Annotated in this window: 16 protein-coding genes; 11 read left to right on the top strand and 5 right to left on the bottom strand. The window is 73.6% G+C overall.

Annotation, left to right across the window (positions count from 1 at the left end; genetic code table 11):
• The first annotated feature begins 247 nt into the window (after positions 1 to 247).
• The 3 genes from UQW22_RS12715 to UQW22_RS12705 all read left to right on the top strand — a co-directional run bounded on the left by UQW22_RS12715 (position 248) and on the right by UQW22_RS12705 (position 4373).
• Entirely contained in the window at positions 248 to 460 is a 213-nt protein-coding gene (locus UQW22_RS12715) for a hypothetical protein (protein ID WP_407317359.1), read from the top strand.
• A complete protein-coding gene (locus UQW22_RS12710) occupies positions 457 to 3375 on the top strand; it encodes an AAA family ATPase (RefSeq protein ID WP_407317358.1) in 2919 nt (972 codons plus the stop codon). The genes UQW22_RS12715 and UQW22_RS12710 overlap by 4 nt, the downstream gene beginning before the upstream one ends.
• Before the next feature lie 116 nt (positions 3376 to 3491).
• Positions 3492 to 4373 carry a DUF3097 domain-containing protein gene (locus tag UQW22_RS12705; protein ID WP_407320813.1) on the top strand — a complete coding sequence of 294 codons (882 nt, stop codon included), beginning with the start codon at positions 3492 to 3494 and terminating at the stop codon, positions 4371 to 4373.
• Here UQW22_RS12705 and UQW22_RS12700 read toward each other — a convergent pair whose 3' ends face one another.
• The gene (locus UQW22_RS12700) at positions 4374 to 4964 is read right to left on the bottom strand and encodes a DUF4282 domain-containing protein (protein ID WP_407317357.1); all 591 of its coding nucleotides are present in this window, start codon (positions 4962 to 4964) and stop codon (positions 4374 to 4376) included. It lies immediately after the preceding gene.
• Between the two features lie 116 nt (positions 4965 to 5080).
• On the opposite strand from UQW22_RS12700, the gene UQW22_RS12695 reads away from it, so the two are divergent.
• Both UQW22_RS12695 and UQW22_RS12690 read left to right on the top strand, forming a co-directional pair.
• Positions 5081 to 5476, top strand: a complete 396-nt coding sequence (locus UQW22_RS12695; protein WP_407317356.1) for a DUF4870 domain-containing protein — start codon at positions 5081 to 5083, stop codon at positions 5474 to 5476.
• Positions 5477 to 5626: 150 nt separating this feature from the next.
• Positions 5627 to 6124, top strand: coding sequence for a DUF4870 domain-containing protein (locus tag UQW22_RS12690; protein ID WP_407317355.1), 498 nt, complete (start codon positions 5627 to 5629; stop codon positions 6122 to 6124).
• A gap of 51 nt (positions 6125 to 6175) precedes the next feature.
• Here the strand turns inward: UQW22_RS12690 and hemW are convergent, their stop codons facing one another.
• The gene (hemW, locus tag UQW22_RS12685; protein WP_407317354.1) at positions 6176 to 7447 is read right to left on the bottom strand and encodes a radical SAM family heme chaperone HemW; all 1272 of its coding nucleotides are present in this window, start codon (positions 7445 to 7447) and stop codon (positions 6176 to 6178) included.
• A 1-nt stretch (position 7448) separates the two neighbouring features.
• Positions 7449 to 9341 (bottom strand): translation elongation factor 4, encoded by a 1893-nt coding sequence (lepA, locus tag UQW22_RS12680; RefSeq protein WP_407317353.1) that lies wholly within the window; start codon positions 9339 to 9341, stop codon positions 7449 to 7451.
• A 140-nt stretch (positions 9342 to 9481) separates the two neighbouring features.
• Between lepA and UQW22_RS12675 the strand changes: the two genes are divergently transcribed.
• From UQW22_RS12675 to rpsT, 4 genes are all read left to right on the top strand, one after another.
• The gene (locus tag UQW22_RS12675; protein ID WP_407317352.1) at positions 9482 to 10249 is read left to right on the top strand and encodes a maleylpyruvate isomerase N-terminal domain-containing protein; all 768 of its coding nucleotides are present in this window, start codon (positions 9482 to 9484) and stop codon (positions 10247 to 10249) included.
• 101 nt (positions 10250 to 10350) lie between these two features.
• Complete coding sequence (locus UQW22_RS12670) at positions 10351 to 10773, top strand: enoyl-CoA hydratase/isomerase family protein (protein ID WP_407317351.1); 423 nt, start codon at positions 10351 to 10353, stop codon at positions 10771 to 10773.
• A gap of 121 nt (positions 10774 to 10894) precedes the next feature.
• Positions 10895 to 11419 carry a type II toxin-antitoxin system PemK/MazF family toxin gene (locus UQW22_RS12665; RefSeq protein WP_407317350.1) on the top strand — a complete coding sequence of 175 codons (525 nt, stop codon included), beginning with the start codon at positions 10895 to 10897 and terminating at the stop codon, positions 11417 to 11419.
• Between the two features lie 142 nt (positions 11420 to 11561).
• Positions 11562 to 11822 carry a 30S ribosomal protein S20 gene (rpsT, locus tag UQW22_RS12660; protein WP_407317349.1) on the top strand — a complete coding sequence of 87 codons (261 nt, stop codon included), beginning with the start codon at positions 11562 to 11564 and terminating at the stop codon, positions 11820 to 11822.
• A gap of 75 nt (positions 11823 to 11897) precedes the next feature.
• On the opposite strand, the gene holA is transcribed toward rpsT, so the two are convergent.
• Positions 11898 to 12923 carry a DNA polymerase III subunit delta gene (gene holA, locus UQW22_RS12655; protein ID WP_407317347.1) on the bottom strand — a complete coding sequence of 342 codons (1026 nt, stop codon included), beginning with the start codon at positions 12921 to 12923 and terminating at the stop codon, positions 11898 to 11900.
• A gap of 51 nt (positions 12924 to 12974) precedes the next feature.
• Positions 12975 to 16139, bottom strand: a complete 3165-nt coding sequence (locus tag UQW22_RS12650; protein ID WP_407317346.1) for a glycoside hydrolase family 9 protein — start codon at positions 16137 to 16139, stop codon at positions 12975 to 12977.
• Between the two features lie 137 nt (positions 16140 to 16276).
• On the opposite strand from UQW22_RS12650, the gene UQW22_RS12645 reads away from it, so the two are divergent.
• Positions 16277 to 17416, top strand: a complete 1140-nt coding sequence (locus UQW22_RS12645) for a glycosyltransferase family 4 protein (protein WP_407317344.1) — start codon at positions 16277 to 16279, stop codon at positions 17414 to 17416.
• Between the two features lie 4 nt (positions 17417 to 17420).
• Complete coding sequence (locus UQW22_RS12640; protein WP_407317343.1) at positions 17421 to 19673, top strand: LuxR C-terminal-related transcriptional regulator; 2253 nt, start codon at positions 17421 to 17423, stop codon at positions 19671 to 19673.
• The last annotated feature ends 68 nt before the right edge of the window (positions 19674 to 19741 follow it).

The following is a 19741-nucleotide window of genomic DNA, read 5'->3' as shown; positions in this document are numbered from 1 at the left end:
CCCGTGGGGCCCCGCTGACTGAGCACACTCGATGACTTAGCACTCTCGATCGCTGAGTGCCATCCTACGCGTCCCCGCCGACAGCACCGCAGCCCGTCCGCATGCCTGAGGTACCTCAGGCAGGTCCTGGCGGCCCGATGCGCCCGAGAACCGGGCACCTGCCCGGTCCGCGCGCCTGCCTCAGCGGACGAGAGTCGATCTCGACGGGGCCGCCCGGTCCTGTCGGAGCCGTCCAGGGAAGGCCACCATGCACCTCGAACACCTCACCGAGCACCGGCTGCGCGAGGCGGAGCTGGTCCGACGCGTCGAGCAGGCACGGCAGGTCCGCGAGCGCCACGCCGCCCTGCAGGCCGGGCCCGACCCGGCCGTGGCCCCGGGGCCGGGGGCCGGCCGGCCGGACACGGGTCGCCCGACGACGCGGCGGCACCGCCCTGCCCTGCTGCGGCGTCGTCCGGCGTGAGCACGGGCACGGCGGCGGAGCAGGACGACCACCTGGCCCCCTGGCACGATGTCCGTGTGCCCCTCGACCCGTCCCCGCTCGTCGGCCGTGCCGACCAGCTCGTCACCCTCCGCGGCACCCTGGCGGCTGCACGTCAGGGCTCCGGCGGCACGGTGCTGCTGTCCGGCGAGGCCGGCATCGGCAAGACACGGCTCGTGACCGAGCTGCTCGCCACCGCGCCGCCGGACGTGCTCGTGACCCGCGGCCAGTGCGCCGGCTCCGGGTCCGGGCCCGTGCCGTACGCGGGCGTCGAGGGCGTGCTGCGCGACGTCGTCGCCGTCCTGGGCCGTGCCGACGCGCTCGCCGCGGCCGGTCCCGCGGCCGACGCCCTCGGCGTGATCATGCCGGGCCTCGTCGACGTCCGCCGCGACATCGACGGCGGGCGGGGCCCGGACGTGCTCACCGAGCTCCTCACCACGCTGGCCGGCGAGCGTCCCGTCCTCGTCGTCCTCGAGGACCTGCACTGGTCCGACGACGTCACCCGCGCGGTCCTGTCCCGGCTCGCCCGCGCCGCCGCCACCACCTCCCTGTGCCTCGTGGCCACCTACCGCAGCGACGACGTCGACCGCCGTCACCCGTTGCGCACCACCGTGGGCGAGCTCGACCGCTCCCGCCTCGTCACCCGCGTGGAGGTGCCACGCCTCGACGCCGGGCAGGTCGCCGCGCTCGTCCGGTCGGTGCTCGACGGCGCGGGCACCGACGCGCTCGACGCGAACGGTCTGGCCGACCTGGTGGAACGCTCCGAGGGCGTCCCCTTCTACGTCGAGGAGCTCGCGAGCTGCGTCGACGAGTCGATGCCGGCCTCGCTGCGCGACGTGCTGCTGCTGCGCTACTCCCAGCTCTCCGCGCCCGCGCAGGAGTTCTGCCGGCTGGTGGCCGCCGCGGGCGCCCGGGCCACGCACGACGTCCTGGAGGCCGTCCTCGGCGAGGAGGAGCTGACCGCGGCGGAACCCGCCGCGCGAGAGGCCGTCGACGCGCTCGTCCTGGTCGCGGACCCCGACGGCTACCGGTTCCGGCACGCCCTGATGCGCGAGGCGATCGACGACGAGCTGCTGCCCACCGAGCGCCGCCGCCTGCACACCGCCTACGCGGAGGCGCTCGCGGCACGCCCCGCCACCGTCCCCCGGCTCGCCGAGATCGCCGACCACTGGTTGCGGGCCCGGGTCCTGGACCGCGCGCTGTCGTCCGCCGTCCGGGCCGCCCTGGTCGCCGGGTACGACGCCGCCACGTCCACGTCCGTGGCGCTCGGCGAGCGCGCCCTGGACCTGTGGGACGTCGTGCCGGACGCCGAGGCCGTCACGGGCACGACCCACCACGAGCTCCTGCTGCGGGTCGCCGACGCGCAGAAGGACGCGACCCGCCTGGACCGTGCCCTGGCCCTGGCCCGGCAGTCCTACGCCGAGTGGCCCGCCGACGACCCGGGCGGACGGGCGGGGACGCTCGGCGTCGTGGCCCTGCACACCTTGCGCACGGGCGACCCGTCCGGGCTCGCCCTGCTGAACGAGGCCATCGCGAGCGCACCGGACGACGCCGCCACGCTCGCCCCGCTGCTGCGGATGCAGGCCCGCACGGCGATGATCGGGGGCCGGCACGAGGAGGCGATCCGCACCGCGGACGCCGGCATCGAGGCCGCGCGGGCCGTCGACGACAGCGCGAGCCACGCCGCCCTGCTCAACGCCCGGGCCCTGGCCAGCATCGCCACCGGTGACCTCGGTGCGATCGAGAGCCTCGAGGAGTCGCGCCGGGTGGCCGGGGACGACTGGTCGGGGCTCTCCCGCTACTTCGCCAACGCCTCGGACACCCGCCTCAAGCTCGGCCGCTTCGCCGAGGCCCGCCGGATCGCCCAGGAGGGCGCCGACCGGGCACGCGCCCGGGGAGCCGGCCGGGTGAGCTTCGCGATGCTCGAGGGCAACGTCACCGAGGCGCTGATCGGGCTGGGCCGCTGGGACGAGGCCGACGCCTGGTACGAGCACGCCACGACGGTGGTCGAGCCGAGCACCTACGCGGTGTACCTCGCCGAACGGTGGACGTGGCTCACGCTGTGGCGGGGCCGCACCGAGGCCGCCCAGGCGATGGCTCGCCGGCACCGTGCGGTGTGGCTGCGTCACGAGCGGGTGGAGATGCAGGTGCGTTCGAGGGTCCGGGGCACCCTCGCGGAGCTGGCGCTCGCCCGCGACGACGTCGCCGACGCGTTGGACCTCGTCGCACCCGTCACGGACCCCGAGCGCCTCCACGGCGCGTACGCCCTGCCGGTGCTCGCCGTCGCCGCCCGCGCCCTCGCCCGTACCCGGGACGCCGGCGGCGCGACCGACGTCGTCCCGTTCCGGGCGGCTCTCGACGCCGTCGCGTTCTGGCCCACGCACCCGGTGTGGGCGGCGGTGTTCGACGCCGAGCTCGGCGACGGTCCGTGGTCCGCGGTCGCCGCGTTCGGGCCCGACGACGGCGCACCGGCCCACCTGCGGCCCTACGCGCTGTGGCGGGACGGGCAGGCCCGCCTCGCGGCCGGGGACAAGAGCGCTGCCCGGCGCTCGCTCGTCGCCGCGGTCGACGCGGGCCGGGCCATCGGCGCCGGTTTCGTGACCGACCGCGCCGCCGCGCTCCTGGCGGACGCCGGGCTGACCGACCGCGGACGCAGCCAACGCAGCGGAGCGGCCGTCACGGCTTCCGCCGGCGCCCCGGCGGCGCGGATCGACGGCCTCACCGGCCGCGAGCGGCAGGTGCTCGACCTGGTGGCCGACGGACTGACGAACGGCCAGGTCGCCGAGCGGCTGTTCATCTCGCGCAAGACCGCGTCGGTGCACGTCTCGGCGATCCTGCGCAAGCTCGGCGTCTCGTCGCGCACGGAAGCGGCCGTCGTCGCTCGCACCGCGACGTAGGACCTCCGGTCGTGGAGAGCTACCCCGGGGTGCTCCCGGTCGACCGGCAGTACTACTTCGCGGAGGCGGGGTGTCGGTCACCGGTCCGACGGCGGGACGTCCGTAGGCTCGCGGGCGTGCACGACCGCTACGGACCCGACGTCCTCGCCACCGCCTCGACCCGCCCGCCCGGCGCCCCGGACGGATCGGCCCACCACCGCCGTCGACCGACCTCGCAGCCGCGCCCCGCCGAGGCCGGGCTGGTCGTCGAGGAGGTGCAGACCGGCTGGGTCGGGGCCGTCGTCCGCGTCGAGAAGTCCGGCGGGATGCACCTGGTGGTGCTCGAGGACCGGCGCGGCCGGACACGGTCGTTCCCGCTCGGGCCCGGCTTCTGGGTCGACGGCCGGCCGGTCGAGCTCACCGCGCCCGTGACGTCCCGGGCGCCGGCCGCCCCGACCCGCACCGCGTCGGGGTCCGTGGCCGTCCACGGTGCCCGCGCCCGGGTCGCCCGGGGCTCGCGGATCTGGGTCGAGGGCAAGCACGACGCCGAGCTCGTCGAGAAGGTGTGGGGCGACGACCTGCGCATCGAGGGCGTGGTCGTGGAGATGCTCGACGGGGTCGACAACCTCGCCGAGGCGCTCGCGGAGTTCGCCCCCACGCCGCAGCGCCGGGTCGGGGTGCTGGTCGACCACCTGGTGCCCGGCTCCAAGGAGCAGCGGCTCACCACCGAGGCGCTGCGAGGCGTGCCTGACGGGACCGTGCTCGTGCTCGGCCACCCCTACGTCGACGTGTGGCAGGCGGTGAAGCCGGGCCGGGTCGGCCTGGAGGCCTGGCCGGCTATCGACCGTGGGACGGAGTGGAAGGTCGGCATCCTGCGCGAGCTCGGCTGGCCCGCGGGCAGCCCGGCCGACGTCGGCCGGGCCTGGCAGCGCATCCTGGCGACCGTGCGGGACTTCCGAGACCTCGACCCGGCCCTGCTGGGCCGGGTCGAGGAGCTCATCGACTTCGTGACGGCCTGATCACATGATCCCGTCGCGACGGGCGTACAGGTTGACCTTCTCCGAGATCGAGACGATGGCCTGGACGAACTCCAGGCCGATGCGCCACAGCGCCAGGTAGACCAGCGCGACGATCCAGCCGAAGAGGATGCCGATCAGACCGACGTACCACTGGTCGGAGAACAGGGTGACGAACGAGGCGATGAACGCCACCAGCCACCAGAAGGCGATGAGGATCGTCACGATCACGTAGATGATCTTGACGACCTTCGGCGTCACGTAGTTGGTGAACGAGTAGTCGAACAGCGCACCGAAGAAGCCCTTGGTGTCGTCTCGCGCCACTCCGGCGGCGGACGACGCGGCACCCGCGTAGAACGGCCGGTCGTCCACCGGGCGCTCGCCGATCGGCTGCTGGTAGTGACCGGGCTGGGCCGAGGGCGACGGCTGCCGGTACGGCTCCCGAGGCGCCGGGCCCGGGCTCGGCGGCTGCTGGCCCGGCTGCGTCCGGTACGGCTCCTGCGGGGGCGACCCGGGGCTCGGCGGCTGTCCCGGCTCACGGCCGTACGGATCGCCGTCCGGCCGTCCGGGGGGCGTGGGAGTGTTCTCGCTCATCGTTCCTCCTGCTGGATGGGGCGGACCGACACCACTGTCAACCCGCGCGTCGTCCCGCGCCACCGGAGCGCGGACCGACATCTGCGTGGCCGCGTCCCCTTTGCGAGGATGAGGGCATGACCCAGTACCCACCACCGCCCGACCAGCCCACCGGGCCCCGACCGCTGTCGCAGTCCGACGAGCGCACGTGGGCGATCTTCGCTCACGTCGGACCGTTGCTCCTGCTGGCGATGAGCGTCGGCACCCTGGGGTTCCTGGCCCCGCTGGTCATCTGGCTCGTGCTGCGGGACCGCAGCGCCTTCGTCGCCGACCAGGCCAAGGAGGCGCTCAACTTCCAGATCACGCTGCTCATCGTCACCGTGGTCGGCTGGGTCCTGACGACGGTCCTCATCGGTTGGCTCGTCCTCGTCGCGGCGTGGGTCGCCGGTCTCGTCCTGGCGATCATCGCGGCCGTCACCGTCAACCGGTACGAGGCCTACCGCTACCCGGTCAGCCTGCGTCTGGTGAAGTAGCCGACAGGGAGCAGGTGACAGCAGGTGACGGGGGCGCGGTCACCGGGTGAAAAAACCTCAGGTCCGCGTCAATTCTTTCCTCGGGCTTGTTCAAGGGCGGTAGCGTGCGTGCGGCATCTCGCCCATATCGACACATGACGGAGTACCTCGTTGACTGAGACGACACCCGACCCGCAGCAGCCCGCCGAGCCCGCGCCGCAGCAGCCGGGAGCCCATCAGCCCGCGCCGCAACAGCCCGCGCAGCAGCAGCCGGTGCCGCCCCCGTACCCGGCGCCCGCGGCGGCCGGGCCCGTGCCGCCGTCCGACGAGCGCACGTGGTCGATCGTCGCCCACGCCGGCGGCATCCTGACCTGCTTCATCGTGCCGCTCGTGGTGTGGCTGATCTACAAGGACCGCAGCCAGCGCCTCGACCACCAGGGCAAGGAGGCGCTCAACTTCCAGCTGACGCTGCTCATCGCCTACGTCGGCATCCCCATCGTGTCGACCATCGTGGCGATGATCCCGATCATCGGCCTGATCAGCGTCTTGGGCGGGCTCCTCGTGTTCGCCGCCTGGGTCGGCTCGATCGTCTTCGGGATCCTCGGAGCGATGGCCGCCTCGCGGGACGAGTGGTACACCTACCCGTTCAAGATCACGTTCATCAAGTGATCCGTCGGGCGGTGGTCCGGCCACCCTCCGGGCCACCGCCCGGACACCCCGTCAGACGGTCAGCTCGCGCACGACGGCGTCCGCGAGCAGCCGTCCACGACGTGTGAGCACCGCCCGGCCCGTCACCGCGGCCGTGCCGTCGAGCAGCCCGGAGGCGACGAGGCCGGCGACCGCCCGTCGCCCGTCCGCGTGCAGGACCCCGAGGTCGAGCCCCTCGGCGAGCCGGACACCGAGCATCACCTGCTCCAGGTGCGCCTCCCCGTCCGTGAGGATCTCGCGTCCCGCCCCGGGGGACGCCCCGGACTCCAGCAGGGCGGCGTAGCGCCGCGGATGCTTGACGTTCCACCAACGCACCCCGGCCTGACCGTGCTCGGCCGGGCCGCCGGCGTCGGACGTCCGCGCACCCACGTACGAGTGGGCGCCCGGTCCGATCCCCCACCAGTCGTCGCCGCGCCAGTACGCGAGGTTGTGACGGCAGGCGTGCTCCGGGCCGCGCGACCAGTTGCTCACCTCGTACCAGCCGAGCCCGGCCGCCGTCAGCAGGTCGTCCGCGACCTCGTACTTGGCGGCCTGGTCGTCCTCGTCCGGCAGCCGCACGTCGCCACGACGGACCTGCGCGGCCATCTTGGTCCCGGCCTCCACCACCAACGCGTACGCGGAGACGTGGTCGACGCCGGTCGCCAGCGCGACCTCCACCGAGGTGCGCCAGTCGTCGAGAGACTCCCCCGGCGTGCCGTAGATGAGATCGAGCGAGACCTCGAGGCCGGCATCGCGCGCCCAGCGCACGACGTCGGGGATGCGCGCCGGGTCGTGGGTACGCTCCAGCGTGGCCAGGACGTGCGGCACCGCCGACTGCATCCCGAAGGACACGCGCGTGAACCCGGCCTCGGCCAGCACCGCCAGCGACTCCGGCGTCACCGAGTCGGGGTTGGCCTCCGTGGTGACCTCGGCGTCCGGCACCAGGCCCCATGCCTCGCGCACACCGACGAGGATCCGGCCGAGGTCGGAGGCCGGCAGCATCGTCGGCGTCCCGCCGCCGAAGAACACGGTCGAGACCGGGCGGCCGCCGAGGCCGGCGTCGTCCAGGACGCGGGCGGCGAGGTCGACCTCCCGCAGCGCCGTCGTGGCGTAGGCCACCTGCGAGGCGCCACCGCCGAGCTCCGAGGCCGTGTAGGTGTTGAAGTCGCAGTAGCCGCAGCGCACCGAGCAGAACGGCACGTGGACGTAGACGCCGAAACCCGCTCGCGGGTCGACGCCGTCGGACACGAAGGGGGGCAGCGCGCCGTCCGCCGGGACGGCCTCGCCGTCGGGAAGAGCCGGCACGCTACTTCTTCTTGTCCTTCGTCTCCTTGCCGCCCGCGCCGTCGGAGGACAGGGCGGCGATGAAGGCGTCCTTCGGGACCTCGACCGACCCGATGTTCTTCATGCGCTTCTTGCCCTCCTTCTGCTTCTCGAGCAGCTTGCGCTTGCGGGAGATGTCACCGCCGTAGCACTTGGCGAGCACGTCCTTGCGGATCGCGCGCACCGTCTCGCGGGCGATGACCCGGGCGCCGACGGCAGCCTGGATGGGCACCTCGAACTGCTGCCGCGGGATGATCTCCTTGAGCTTGGCGGTCATCTTCACGCCGTACTCGTAGGCCGCGTCCCGGTGCACGATGGCGCTGAACGCGTCGACCTGGTCGCCCTGCAGCAGGATGTCCACCTTGACGAGGTCCGCGGCCTGGTCGCCGACGGGCTCGTAGTCCAGGGACGCGTAGCCCCGCGTGCGGGACTTCAGTGCGTCGAAGAAGTCGAACACGATCTCCGCCAGGGGCAGGGTGTAGCGCAGCTCGACCCGGTCCTCGGACAGGTAGTCCATCCCCTGCATCGTGCCGCGACGGTCGGTGCACAGACCCATCACGGTGCCGACGAACTCGCTGGGCGCCAGCACCGTGGCCTTGACCACGGGCTCGCGCACCTCCTTGATCTTGCCGCCCGGGAACTCGGAGGGGTTGGTCACCTTGACCTCGGTGCCGTCCTCCATCGTCACGTCGTAGACGACGTTCGGGGCGGTCGAGATGAGGTCGAGGTCGAACTCGCGCTCCAGGCGCTCGCGCACGATCTCCAGGTGCAGCAGGCCCAGGAACCCCACGCGGAAGCCGAAGCCGAGCGCCACGGACGTCTCCGGCTCGTAGTTCAGCGCCGCGTCGTTGAGCTTGAGCTTGTCGAGGGCGTCGCGCAACGTCGGGTAGTCGGAGCCGTCGACCGGGTACAGCCCGGAGAACACCATGGGCTTGGGCTCGGCGTAGCCGCCGAGGGCCTCGGTGGCCGGCTTGTTGGCGGTCGTCACGGTGTCGCCCACCTTGGACTGACGGACGTCCTTCACCCCGGTGATGAGGTAGCCCACCTCGCCGACACCCAGCCCGTTGGTCTTGATCGGTTCTGGAGAGATGACCCCGATCTCGAGCAGCTCGTGCGTGGCGCGCGTGGACATCATCTGGATGCGCTCGCGAGGGTTGAGGTCGCCGTCGATCGCCCGCACGTACGTCACCACACCGCGGTAGGTGTCGTAGACGGAGTCGAAGATCATGGCCCGCGCGGGGGCGTCCGGGTCGCCCACGGGTGCCGGGACGCGCTCGACGATGCGGTCCAGCAGCGGTTCGACGCCCTCGCCGGTCTTGCCCGAGACCTTCAGGACGTCCGCGGGGTCGCCGCCGACGAGGTTCGCGATCTCCTCGGCGTACCGCTCCGGCTGCGCCGCCGGCAGGTCGATCTTGTTGAGGACCGGGATGATCTCGAGGTCGTTCTCCATCGCCAGGTACAGGTTGGCGAGCGTCTGCGCCTCGATGCCCTGGGCGGCGTCGACGAGCAGCACGGCGCCCTCGCACGCGGCCAGCGAGCGCGACACCTCGTAGGTGAAGTCGACGTGGCCGGGCGTGTCGATCATGTTCAGCGCGTAGGGCGTCAGCGGCGCCTCGTCGCCGTCACGGACGGCCCACGGCATCCGCACGGCCTGCGACTTGATCGTGATGCCGCGCTCGCGCTCGATGTCCATCCGGTCGAGGTACTGCGCTCGGGCGTCGCGCGGCTGCACCACGCCGGTGAGCTGCAGCATGCGGTCCGCGAGCGTCGACTTGCCGTGGTCGATGTGCGCGATGATGCAGAAGTTGCGCAGGAGCTCGGGTGCGGTGGCGTTCGGCTGGATGCGCTCGCTCAGTGCGGGGGACGGGATGGGCAACGCGTCTCGCTCCGTCGGGTCGGGGCCGGGTGATGGGCCTGGTCATTCTCCCATGCCCCCGGTGGTCCCGTGGGCAGTCTCGACGCCTCCTGGCAGACCGGGACCTTCACCGGCGCCCCGGCGCGCTCTAACGTGGCGCCATGGCCACGCCCGCACCCGCCGTCGACCCCGCCTCCGGACGCCGCACCGACGAGGAGGACCTCGACCGGCTGGCGCTGCTGGGAGGGCTGCAGCAGGCGTTCGCCGCGGACGTCGACGGCGCGGACCCGCGGTCTCCGGTGCCGGCCTGCGGGCGCTGGCGCGTCGGGAACCTCGTCACCCACCTCGCGCGGATCCACCACTGGGCCGCGGGCCAGGCCCGCCGGGTCCAGGAGACGCCGCTGGGCCGCGGCCCGTTCGACCTGGCGCCGTTCTACAGCGAGCAGGCGGCGGAGATCCGGGACACGCTGACCGCCGTGGGGCCGGACGCGACGTCGTGGACGTTGCTCGGCGACGGACCCGCCTCGTTCTGGCGACGACGCCAGATGCACGAGACCCTCGTTCATCTGCACGACCTGCGGGCCGCCCGCCTCGGGTCGGGCGCCGCCGTCGAGGCCGAGACCCCGATCGACGTCCCGCGCGAGGCCTGGGCCGACGCCGTCGACGAGGTCGTGCGGATGTTCGCCCCGCGTCAGGTCCGGATGGGCAGGATGGGACCGTTGCCCGTGACCGTCGCCCTCGAGGCCACCGACGTCGGCTGGTCGTGGAGCCTCGGCGACGGCTCCTCCCCCGACGCCACGGTGCGGGCCGGCGCCCACGATCTCGCGCTCCTCCTGTGGCACCGCCTGGCGCCGTCGGAGACCGACCTCGACGTGGTCGGCGAGCGGGCCGCCCTCGACGTCCTCCTCGGGGCACCGGTGGTCCCGTGACCCGGAGACGTCACCTGAGACGTCGTCTCGTTCGCGATCGGCCCGCGCCGCTGCTTGGCTGGGCGTCGGCGGGCCGGTCCCGCCCGAGCGAGGAGGACCCCGTGCCGCACACCGTCACCGTGGAGCACGACGGCGCCGTCGCCGTCGTCACGCTGAACCGTCCCCGGGCGCGCAACGCGCTCGACCTGGCGCTGAAGGAGGAGCTGCTCGGCACGCTCCGCGACGTCGCCGCGGACCCCGCGGTGCGTGCCGTCGTCCTCGCCGGTGCGGGACCGGCGTTCTGCGTGGGTCAGGACCTGCGCGAGCACGTGGAGTCCCTGGCCTCCGGGGCCTGGGCCACACAGCGCACGGTCGAGCGGCACTACAACCCGATCGCGGAGACCCTGACGACGATGCCTCAACCCGTGGTCGCCGCGGTGCACGGGGCGTGCGTCGGGGCCGGGCTCGGGATCCCCTGGCGTGCGACCTGCGGGCCCTCGCCGACGACGCCGTCCTCGGCACGGCGTTCGGCGGCGTCGGCCTGACGTTCGACACGGGCCTGTCGGCCACGCTCACCTGGGCGGTGGGCGCGTTCCTGGACCACCGCACGCCGTCGTACACCGGTCGGTGAGCCGCGGCGCCCGGCCCGCCTCTAGGCTGGCCCCTGTGAGAAGCCCCCGGTGGACGACACTCTGGCGTGCCGCGCGACGAGCGCTGGGAAAGACGCTCCGCACCCGTCCGCGGCGCGGGCCGACCCCCGAGGCGGGCGTCTACCCGGGCGACTTCACCGGGACCGTCCGTCCGGTCTACGCGCCGCGGCCCGACGGCCGACCGGACCCGGGCGAGATCGTGTGGACGTGGGTGCCGTACGAGGAGGACGCGAGCCTGAGGAACCCGCGCGGCAAGGACCGGCCGGTGCTCCTCGTCGGGCGCGACGGACCCTGGCTGCTGGGGCTGCAGCTCACCAGCAAGGACCACGACCTCGACGCATCCCGGCAGGCCCGGCACGGCCGGTACTGGCTGGACATCGGCAGCGGCCCGTGGGACTCCCGACGGCGCCCCAGCGAGGTGCGCCTCGATCGCGTCGTCCGCGTGGACCCGGGAGCGGTGCGCCGCGAGGGCGCGGTGCTCGAGCGCCGCGTCTTCGACCGGGTCGCCGCGGCGATGGCGCGGGGGGCCCGGAACTGGTAATGTTGTGCGCTGCGTGTCCGCCCAGGTCGGCGGGCACAGCCACTGTTCCTCTCCACGGGTTCCCCACCCCAGTCCCGGAGCTGTGGCCGCCCTCGACGACCTATCCGCTCGCCGTCAGGCGAACACACCAGGAAGTACACCAGTGGCCAACATCAAGTCCCAGATCAAGCGCATCAAGACGAACGAGAAGGCTCGTCTGCGCAACAGGTCCGTCAAGTCGGAGCTGAAGACGCACGTGCGCAAGGTGCGTGCCGCCGTCGCTGCCGGTGACAAGGAGGCCGCGACGGCCGCCCTGCAGACCGCGACGCGCAAGCTCGACAAGGCCGTCTCGAAGGGCGTCATCCACGCCAACAACGCGGCGAACCGCAAGTCGGCCATCGCGAAGGCCGTCGACGCGCTCTGACGCACCGCAAGTCGGCCTGAGGGCGCCGTTCCCGTACCGGGGACGGCGCCCTCCTGCTGTGCGCAGCCGACGAGATCAGCGCATCGCGCGCGCCCGCGCGATGGTCAGGACCGCCTTCTCGACGGCGTAGACCGGGTCCCGGCCGCCGCCCTTGACGTCGGCGTCGGCCTGGGCCACCGCCGTGATCGCCGTGGCCAGCCCTTCCGGGGTCCAGCGGGCCAGGTCCCGGTTCGCGTTGCGGACCTGCCACTCCTGCAGCCCGAGCTCGCGCGCCGTCGTCGACCCGCCACGGATCGCCGCCACCCGCGCCAGGGTCCGCAGCCGCAGGGCGAGCGCCGCCACGACGGGCACGGGGTCGGCGCCGGTGTCCAGCGCGTGCCGCAGCAGCGCCACTGCCGAGCCGGCGTCACCGGCGACCGCCGCGTCGGCGACCTTGAAGCCGGTCGCCTCCACCCGGCCGCCGTAGTACCGGTCCACGGTCCCCTCGCCGATGGTCCCCGAGGTGTCGGCCACGAGCTGTGCGCACGCGGAGGCGAGCTCGCGCAGGTCGTTGCCCAGCGCGTCGACCAGCGCCCGCACCGCGGCAGGCTCGGCACGACGCCGGGCGGCGCGCAGCTCGCCGGAGACGAAGGCGACCTTGTCCGCGTCGCGCGTGATCGCGTCGCACTGCAGGACCGGAGCACCCGAGCCGACGATCGCGTCGAGCATGCGCTTGCCTCGGTTGCCGCCGCCGTGCACCACCACGACCACGCCTTCCGGGTCGGGTGCCGCCACGTACTCCACCAGATCGGCGACGAGGTCCTCGGTGCACGCCTCCGCCCCGCGGACTACGACGACCTTGGCCTCGCCGAAGAGCGACGGGCTGGCCGCGACCGTGAGCTGCCCGCCCCCGTAGGTCGCGGCCTCGAGCTCGACCTTCTCGACCTCCGGGTCGCGCGCCCGGGCGAGCCCGAGGACCCCGTCGACCGCGCGTTCCGCGAGCAGCCCTTCCGGCCCGCGCACCAGGACGACGGGAGCGAGGGTCGGGTCGTCCCACGGCCGGGTGCTCGCGGAGGCCTTCGGGCGACGCGCGGGACGGGGGCGGGAGGATGTCGAGGGCACGGGACCAGCCTGCCAGACCGCACCGACAGCGCGCCGGTGCGGTCCGGCCGGTCAGTCCGTGGCGCAGCGCACGCCGTCGAGGAGGAACTCCCCGGGCAGGCTCCCGCCGGCGCCGCTGCTGAGGAACCCGAAGGTCGCTCGGGCGGCTCCCTCGCCCCGGTGCTGCCCCCGGTCCGCGAGCCGACCGTTCCACGGCATGCTCGCGGCCGTGACCGTCGCGCCCTCCTGCGTGACGTCGGCGCTCCACGCCCGGGCCACCGACTCCCCGCCGTCGAGCTCCCAGGTGAGCTCCCAGCCCTCGATCGCCCCCGGGCCGAGATTGGTGAGCCACACCTGGGTGTTGGCCCCGCCGCCGGGCCACGTGCCGTGCTGCGTGTACGACACCTCGCACGTGGGGGTCGGCGGCTCCCACACAGGGCTGCCGTCACCCATGTCCGCGGCCCACGAGGCGTACCAGGCGAGCGCGGCGTTCCAGTTGATGGTCGTCTCGTTCGTCGACCAGGAGTCCGCGTCGTCGATGTAGCACGCCTGCGGTGCGCAGCCCTGCAGGTTGGCCTGCGCCACCGGGTCTTGGATACCCGAGTTGGGACCGCCCGCCACCTTGCCGTCGGGGAACGGCGGCAGCCGGTCCGCCGACGCGTACCAGCGGCTGTGCATGTGCTGCGAGAAGTGCGTCCCGTACGCCGTGACGTAAGAGTTGTTGATCGCGTTGCGCCCGAGCACGTAGTCGATCGACTCCAACGCCGCGTCGCGGTACACGTCCTCGCCCGTCAGGTCGAACGCCGTGGCGACGACCACCGCGTTGTTGACGACCTGGTGGGTCGACCCCCAGTCGTAGCTGTCCGGGCCGTACGGGTGCCCGAACGGCTGGCCCTGCTGGATCGCGACGTAGCGGTCCGCGCCCTCGACCACCGAGTCGATGACGTCGCCGCGGCCCGGCAGGTGGTTCGGCACCGTGGCCAGGTCGAGACGACCTGCCACCGCCGTGCGCCCCCAGTCGAACCCCGTGGGCGACCAGATGTCCTCCTCGGCACCACCGACGTGGTACGCGGACTCCAGGACCACGTCGGCGAACTCGTCCTCCCCCGTGGTGAGGAACAGCTGGGCCGCGGCCCAGTACCACTCGTCGCCGAGCTCGTCGTCGTCGTACGGCCCGCCACCCGGGTTCGGGTCGAGGTCGTTGGTGTTGGGCGCGAGGATCTCCGGGTGGGCGGCTGCGGCGTCCCACGCCCGCCGGGCGGCGGCGAGCAGCTCGTCGGCGTACGCCTCGTCGTGCTCGGCGTACAGGCGGGCGCCCTGCGCCGCCGCCGCGGCGAGGTTCAGCGTGGCCGCCGTCGACGGACGGTGCACGTAGCGCGGCATGGGGTCCTCGTGCGGCAACGTGTTCAGGCCGGTCCAGGCGACGTCGTGCACCTTGTGGTGGACGAGCCCGCCGGCGTCGACCTCCTCGCCGTCGATCGTCATGGAGACGCCGTCGGCGACCTGCATCTGCAGCATCCAGTCGAGGTTCCAGCGCACCTCGTCCAGCACGTCCGGCACGCCGTTGCCCCGCTCGGGGACGACGAGGGTCGAGTCGCCCAGCGCCCCGTCGTTCACCACGCCGGCGTGCAGCGAGCGCTCGTACGCCGAGAGCAGCTGGTAGACGGTGATGCCGGAGTTCACGACGTACTTGCCGTGGTCGCCGGCGTCGTACCACCCTCCGGACGCGTCCACGGTGTACCCGTCGGGGCACGCCCAGCCGTCGACGCCGTAGTGCGCGTCCGCCCCGAGCTGCGGGTTGCCGTCGTGGTCGACGGCGCCGGCGGGCGGCAGGCAGGGGACGTCCATGTCGCCCTGGTTGACGTCGTCGCCGCCGAACGCAGACACGTGCCCCGCCGGGCGGACGTACTCCGTCTTGCGCAGCTCCCCGACGACCTCGATCGGCTCGATCTCGATGCCCGAGCGCTGTGTGTAGTAGATGCCGAGGGCATCAGTGCGCAGCCGTTCGTACAACGACGGCGCGATCTCGAACGGGTAGGACTCCTCGCCGTCGGCGGCCAGCTGGAACCCGGCGCCCTGCCCGGTGAACCCGCTGAAGTCGATGGTGTGCACGTCGAGCCCGGCGGACTCGTCGAAGCCGGCGGGCACCGACTCGCCGGACGCGACCACGGCGTCACCGTCGTCGAGCAGCTCCCAGGCGAGCGGGTCGGTCGCATCGGTGACCAGCGTCGCGTTCTTGGGACCGTCCGGGAGGTAGCCGACCTGGTTGACCCGCACGCGCGGACCCGTCTCGTGCTCGAACTCCTCGACGGTGCCACCCGTCGTCAGGGAGACCACGTCGAGGCACAGGTCGAACGGCTCGTCGTTGCCACCGAGCTGGACCTGGATCTCGGTGTCGGCGTCCGCGTCGGCCTCGAACGTCTCGGTGAAGGTCTGACCGTCGGCCCGCAGCGCGATGTCCGCGAAGTACATCGGCGGCCAGTCGGTACCGGGCTGCGGTACCAGCACCCGAGCGGACGCCTCCGGGCTCGCGCTCGCCGTCACGGTGACGGCGTAGGTCTTGCCCTCCTCGAGCGTGACGCCGCCCTGGCCGAGGATGACGTCCCACTGCTCGCCGCCCGCCGGGACGGTGCCGCACATCCGGCCGTCCGCCTCCGCGAGCTCGAGGTTCGGCGTCGTCCACCAGGGGGCGAGCCCGTCGAACGTCGGGTTGGCCAGGACCTCGGCGACCGGCTCGACGTGCACCGAGGACAGGCAGACGGTGCCGGCCGGGTCGGCGCCCGAGAGCTCGAACTGGACCCGCTGGGCGTCGCCGCCCGCGGTGAACCCCCACTCGTACTCCTGGGCCTCGGGCGTCACCTCGAACGTCTCGGCGACGTCGTACCCCTCGGGTCCGGTCGCGCCGTCGACCTGCACCCTGGCCTCGAGGCCGCCGGTACCCGCGTCGCCGCGGGCGGTGAAGCCGAACACGTACGACTCGCCCTCGACCAGGTCGAGGTCGACGAAGTTGCCGAACCGTTCGACCTCGGGCACGTCGAGGCAGAGCTCGCCGTCGGTGACGTCGCTGTCACTGATCCCCCACCACTGGTCGCCCACGCCGGGGGCGAAGTCGCCGTTGCTGACAAGGTCGGGGGTCTCGTCGTCGGCCTGTGCGGTGATCGGCACGACGGCACCGACCAGGACCAGGGCCGTGACGAGGGCGACGGCCGGACGGCGTCGTTGCTGTCTGGGTCTCACGCTGACTCCTCGATGAGAGCGCTTCCATCATGCGGGCGACACCGAGCCTAGTGCGTGACGCAGGTCACGTGAACCCCTGGCGCGGCCCGGACGACGGGGCGCTCCCCCGTCCGCCGCCGTCCCGGTAGCCTGAACCGGTGCCCCGGACCCTCGTCGTCACCAACGACTTCCCTCCGCGCCAAGGCGGCATCGAGACGTTCGTCCACGCGATGACCTCACGCTTCGACCCCGCCGACGTGGTCGTCCACACGTCCTCCACGCCCGGGCAGGACGCCTTCGACCGCACCCTGCCCTACCCGGTCGTGCGGGCCGCCACGCGCATGCTGCTGCCCACCCCGTCCCGCACACGCGAGGTCCTGCGGCTCGTCGACGAGCACGGGTGCGACAGCGTGTGGTTCGGTGCGGCCGCGCCGCTGGGCCTGATGGCGCCGGCGCTGCGTCGCCGGACGGACGTGCGCCGCATCGTCGCCACCACCCACGGGCACGAGCTCTGGTGGGCGCGCGTGCCGGGCACCCGGCGCGCACTGCGGCACATCGCCCGCGACGTCGACCACCTCACCTACCTGTCGGACCGCACCGTCGCCACGCTCGCCCAGGCCGTCGGGCCGGACGCCGCCGCCCGCGCCGTCCGCCTGTCGCCCGGTGTCGATCCCGAGGCCTTCGCCGGGACCGACCCCGCCGGTGGACGCCAGGTGCGCGCCCGCTACGGGATCCCCCCGGACGCACCCGTCGTGCTCTGCGCGGCCCGGCTCGTGGAGCGCAAGGGCCAGGACACCCTCGTGCGCTCCATGCCGGCGGTCCTGCGGGACGTGCCCGACGCGCGGCTGCTGATCGTGGGGGACGGCCCGGACGCAGGACGCCTGCGCCGTCTCGTCCGCGACCGCGACCTGGCCGACCGCGTCGTGCTCGCCGGCGGCCACCCGCACACCGCGATGCCCGCGTTCTACGCGGCCGCCGACGTCTTCGCCATGCCGTCGCGGAGCCGCCGCGGCGGCCTCGAGGTCGAGGGACTGGGGATCGTCTACCTCGAGGCGCAGGCCGCCGGGCTGCCGGTCGTGGTGGGCACCTCCGGCGGCGCTCCCGACGCGGTACGCGACGGCGACACCGGCTTCGTCGTCGACGGCACGGACCCCGACGACGTCGCCCGGCGCCTCGTCGAGCTCCTCGCCGACCCGGCACGACGACGTCGCATGGGTGCCGACGGGCCGGCCTGGGTGCGCGGCGCGTGGACCTGGGACCAGCGGTTCGACATCCTCCACGACCTGCTCACCGGGTGACGGCATGTCCTTCCGCCTGCCCGAACCGGCCCCCTTCCCGCGCGCCGGGGACAACCGGCCCCGGATCACGGAGACCGCGCCGGCGGACGACCTCTCCTTCGCCGCACGGCGCACGGTGCTGGTGGGCCGCGAGCCCGAGGTCACCGAGGTGCTGGGCGCCGTCGACGCGGCCAACCACTCGGTCATCACGATCACCGGGGTCGGCGGGTCGGGCAAGACGTCCCTGGCCGTCGAGGTGGCCCACCGTCTCGTCGGGCAGTTCGGCCGACGATGGTTCGTGGACCTCACCGCCGTCGACCATCCCGAGGACGTGGTCGTCCACGTGCTCCACGCGATCGGCCTGCGCTCGTCCCTGGGCGACCCGCACGACGTGCTCACCGCGGAGCTGCGACGCGGACCGGCACTGCTCGTCCTCGACAACTGCGAGCACGAGCTCGACGCCGCCGCGCACCTCGTCGGCGTGGTCGCCGCCACCTGCCCCGAGCTGACGATCATCGCCACCAGCCGACGGCCCCTGGACGTGCCCGACGAACGACTCCTGAACCTGGGTCCGCTGCCGCTGACCGACGGAGAGGCACCGGGCCCCGCGGTCCGGCTGCTCGCCGCGCGGGCGAACGCCCTCGGTGCCCGCCTCGATGCCGGCGGCCCCGACGGCGCGCGCCTGCTCGCCGTCTGTCGCCGCCTCGACGGGCTCCCCCTCCCGTTGGTCCTCGTCGCGACCCAGCTGCGCGGCATGGCCCCCGCCGAGCTCGACGACCTGCTCGCGGACGGGCTGTCGCTGCCGGCGATGCGCGGCGGGACGGCGCACCAGCGCACGATGACGGCCTCCCTCAACTGGAGCCTGGCGCTGCTCACGGACGCGGCCGTCGACCTGTACCACCGGCTCGGCACGTTCGTCGGGTCGTTCGACGCCGCGCTGGCCGCCGCCGTCGGGCCGCCGGCCACGGCACCGGTTCGCGTCGCCGCGACCCTCAACGAGCTCGTGGACCACTCGCTGCTGCTCGTGGACACCACGGGCGCCACGACCCGCTACCGGATGCTCGCCGTCGTGCGCGAGCACGCCCGCGCCGGCCTGGACGACGACGCCCGCGCCCAGGTCGCCGGCGCGCACCGTCGGGCCGTCCTGGAGCGCGTCACCGCGCAACGCCATCGCGCACGGTACTTCTCGCCGGAACAGATCGCCGAGCTCGAGATGCTCCACGACGACGTCGTCGCGGCGATCGACAGCGCGATCGCGACCCGTGACGCGCCCGTCCTGGTGGGGCTGCTGACCAGCACCATCCGGTTCTGGCGCGTCACGGGCCGCATCCGGTTCGGGCTGGACCGCACCATCGCCGCCCTCGCAGCGCTCGAGGAGTCCGACCGTGCCGTCCTCGAGTACATGCGCTCCGACCAGGAACGTGTGCTCGGGCTGGTCGACGAGGCCGCCGAGCACGCCGAGGACTCCCTGCGACGGATCCGGGAGAACGGGCCCCGCGCCTGGCTCCCCTTCGCGCTCGGCGGGGCCGGCGACGCCGCCGCCTCCCAGGGCCGGTTCGACGACGCCCGCGCGGCGTACCAGGAGATCCGCCAGCTGTACGACCCGCAGGCGGACCCCCAGCTGCACGCGCTGTGGTGCGCCAACCTGGGCGGGATCGAGCTCGCGGCGGGCCGGGTCGACGCGGCGGCACCGTTGCTGGAGGAGGCGCTCGAGGTCTTCGCCGTCCACCCGCCGGTCTGGCTCATGGGCCGGGTCCGCGGGCACCTGGGCGTCGTGGCGCGGCACCGCGGCGACTTCGCCACCGCGACCACGCTCCTGCTGCAGGGACTCGACGACCTCGCGCCGTACCACGCCCTGGCCGAGGCGGCTCCGCTCGTCGACGAGCTCGCCCTCGTCCTGGCGGCGACGGGCCGCGCACGGGACGCCGAGGACTGCCGGCACGCGGCCGCCGAGATGCTGCGGCGCATGGGCTCCCCGGACCTCGCGGACGCCGACGGCACCGACGCCGAGCCGTCGATGTCGATCGCCGAGGTGGTCGTGCTCGGCCGCCGGACCTCCCGGCCGCGGCACACGGACGTGCTGACGCCCCGGGAGCTGGAGGTGGCCGGCCTCGTCGCCGAGGGGCTCACCAACCCGCAGATCGCCGAACGACTGGTGATCTCCCCCGGGACCGCACGGACGCACGTCGAGCGCATCCGGACGAAGCTGGGTGTGGGCTCGCGTGTCCAGGTCGCCCGATGGGTCCTCGAAGAATACGTCGATCGACAGACGCGCTGAGACCTCCGACGGCCCACGATGGGAACGGTTCGGGCGAGCGATCGAGACGCTCTGCCCGAGAGGACGTG

Source organism: Isoptericola halotolerans (assembly GCF_045689585.1).
Lineage (GTDB): Bacteria > Actinomycetota > Actinomycetes > Actinomycetales > Cellulomonadaceae > Isoptericola > Isoptericola halotolerans_B.
Note: the sequence above shows the minus strand (reverse complement) of the source record. Positions and strands in the feature narration are given on the sequence as shown.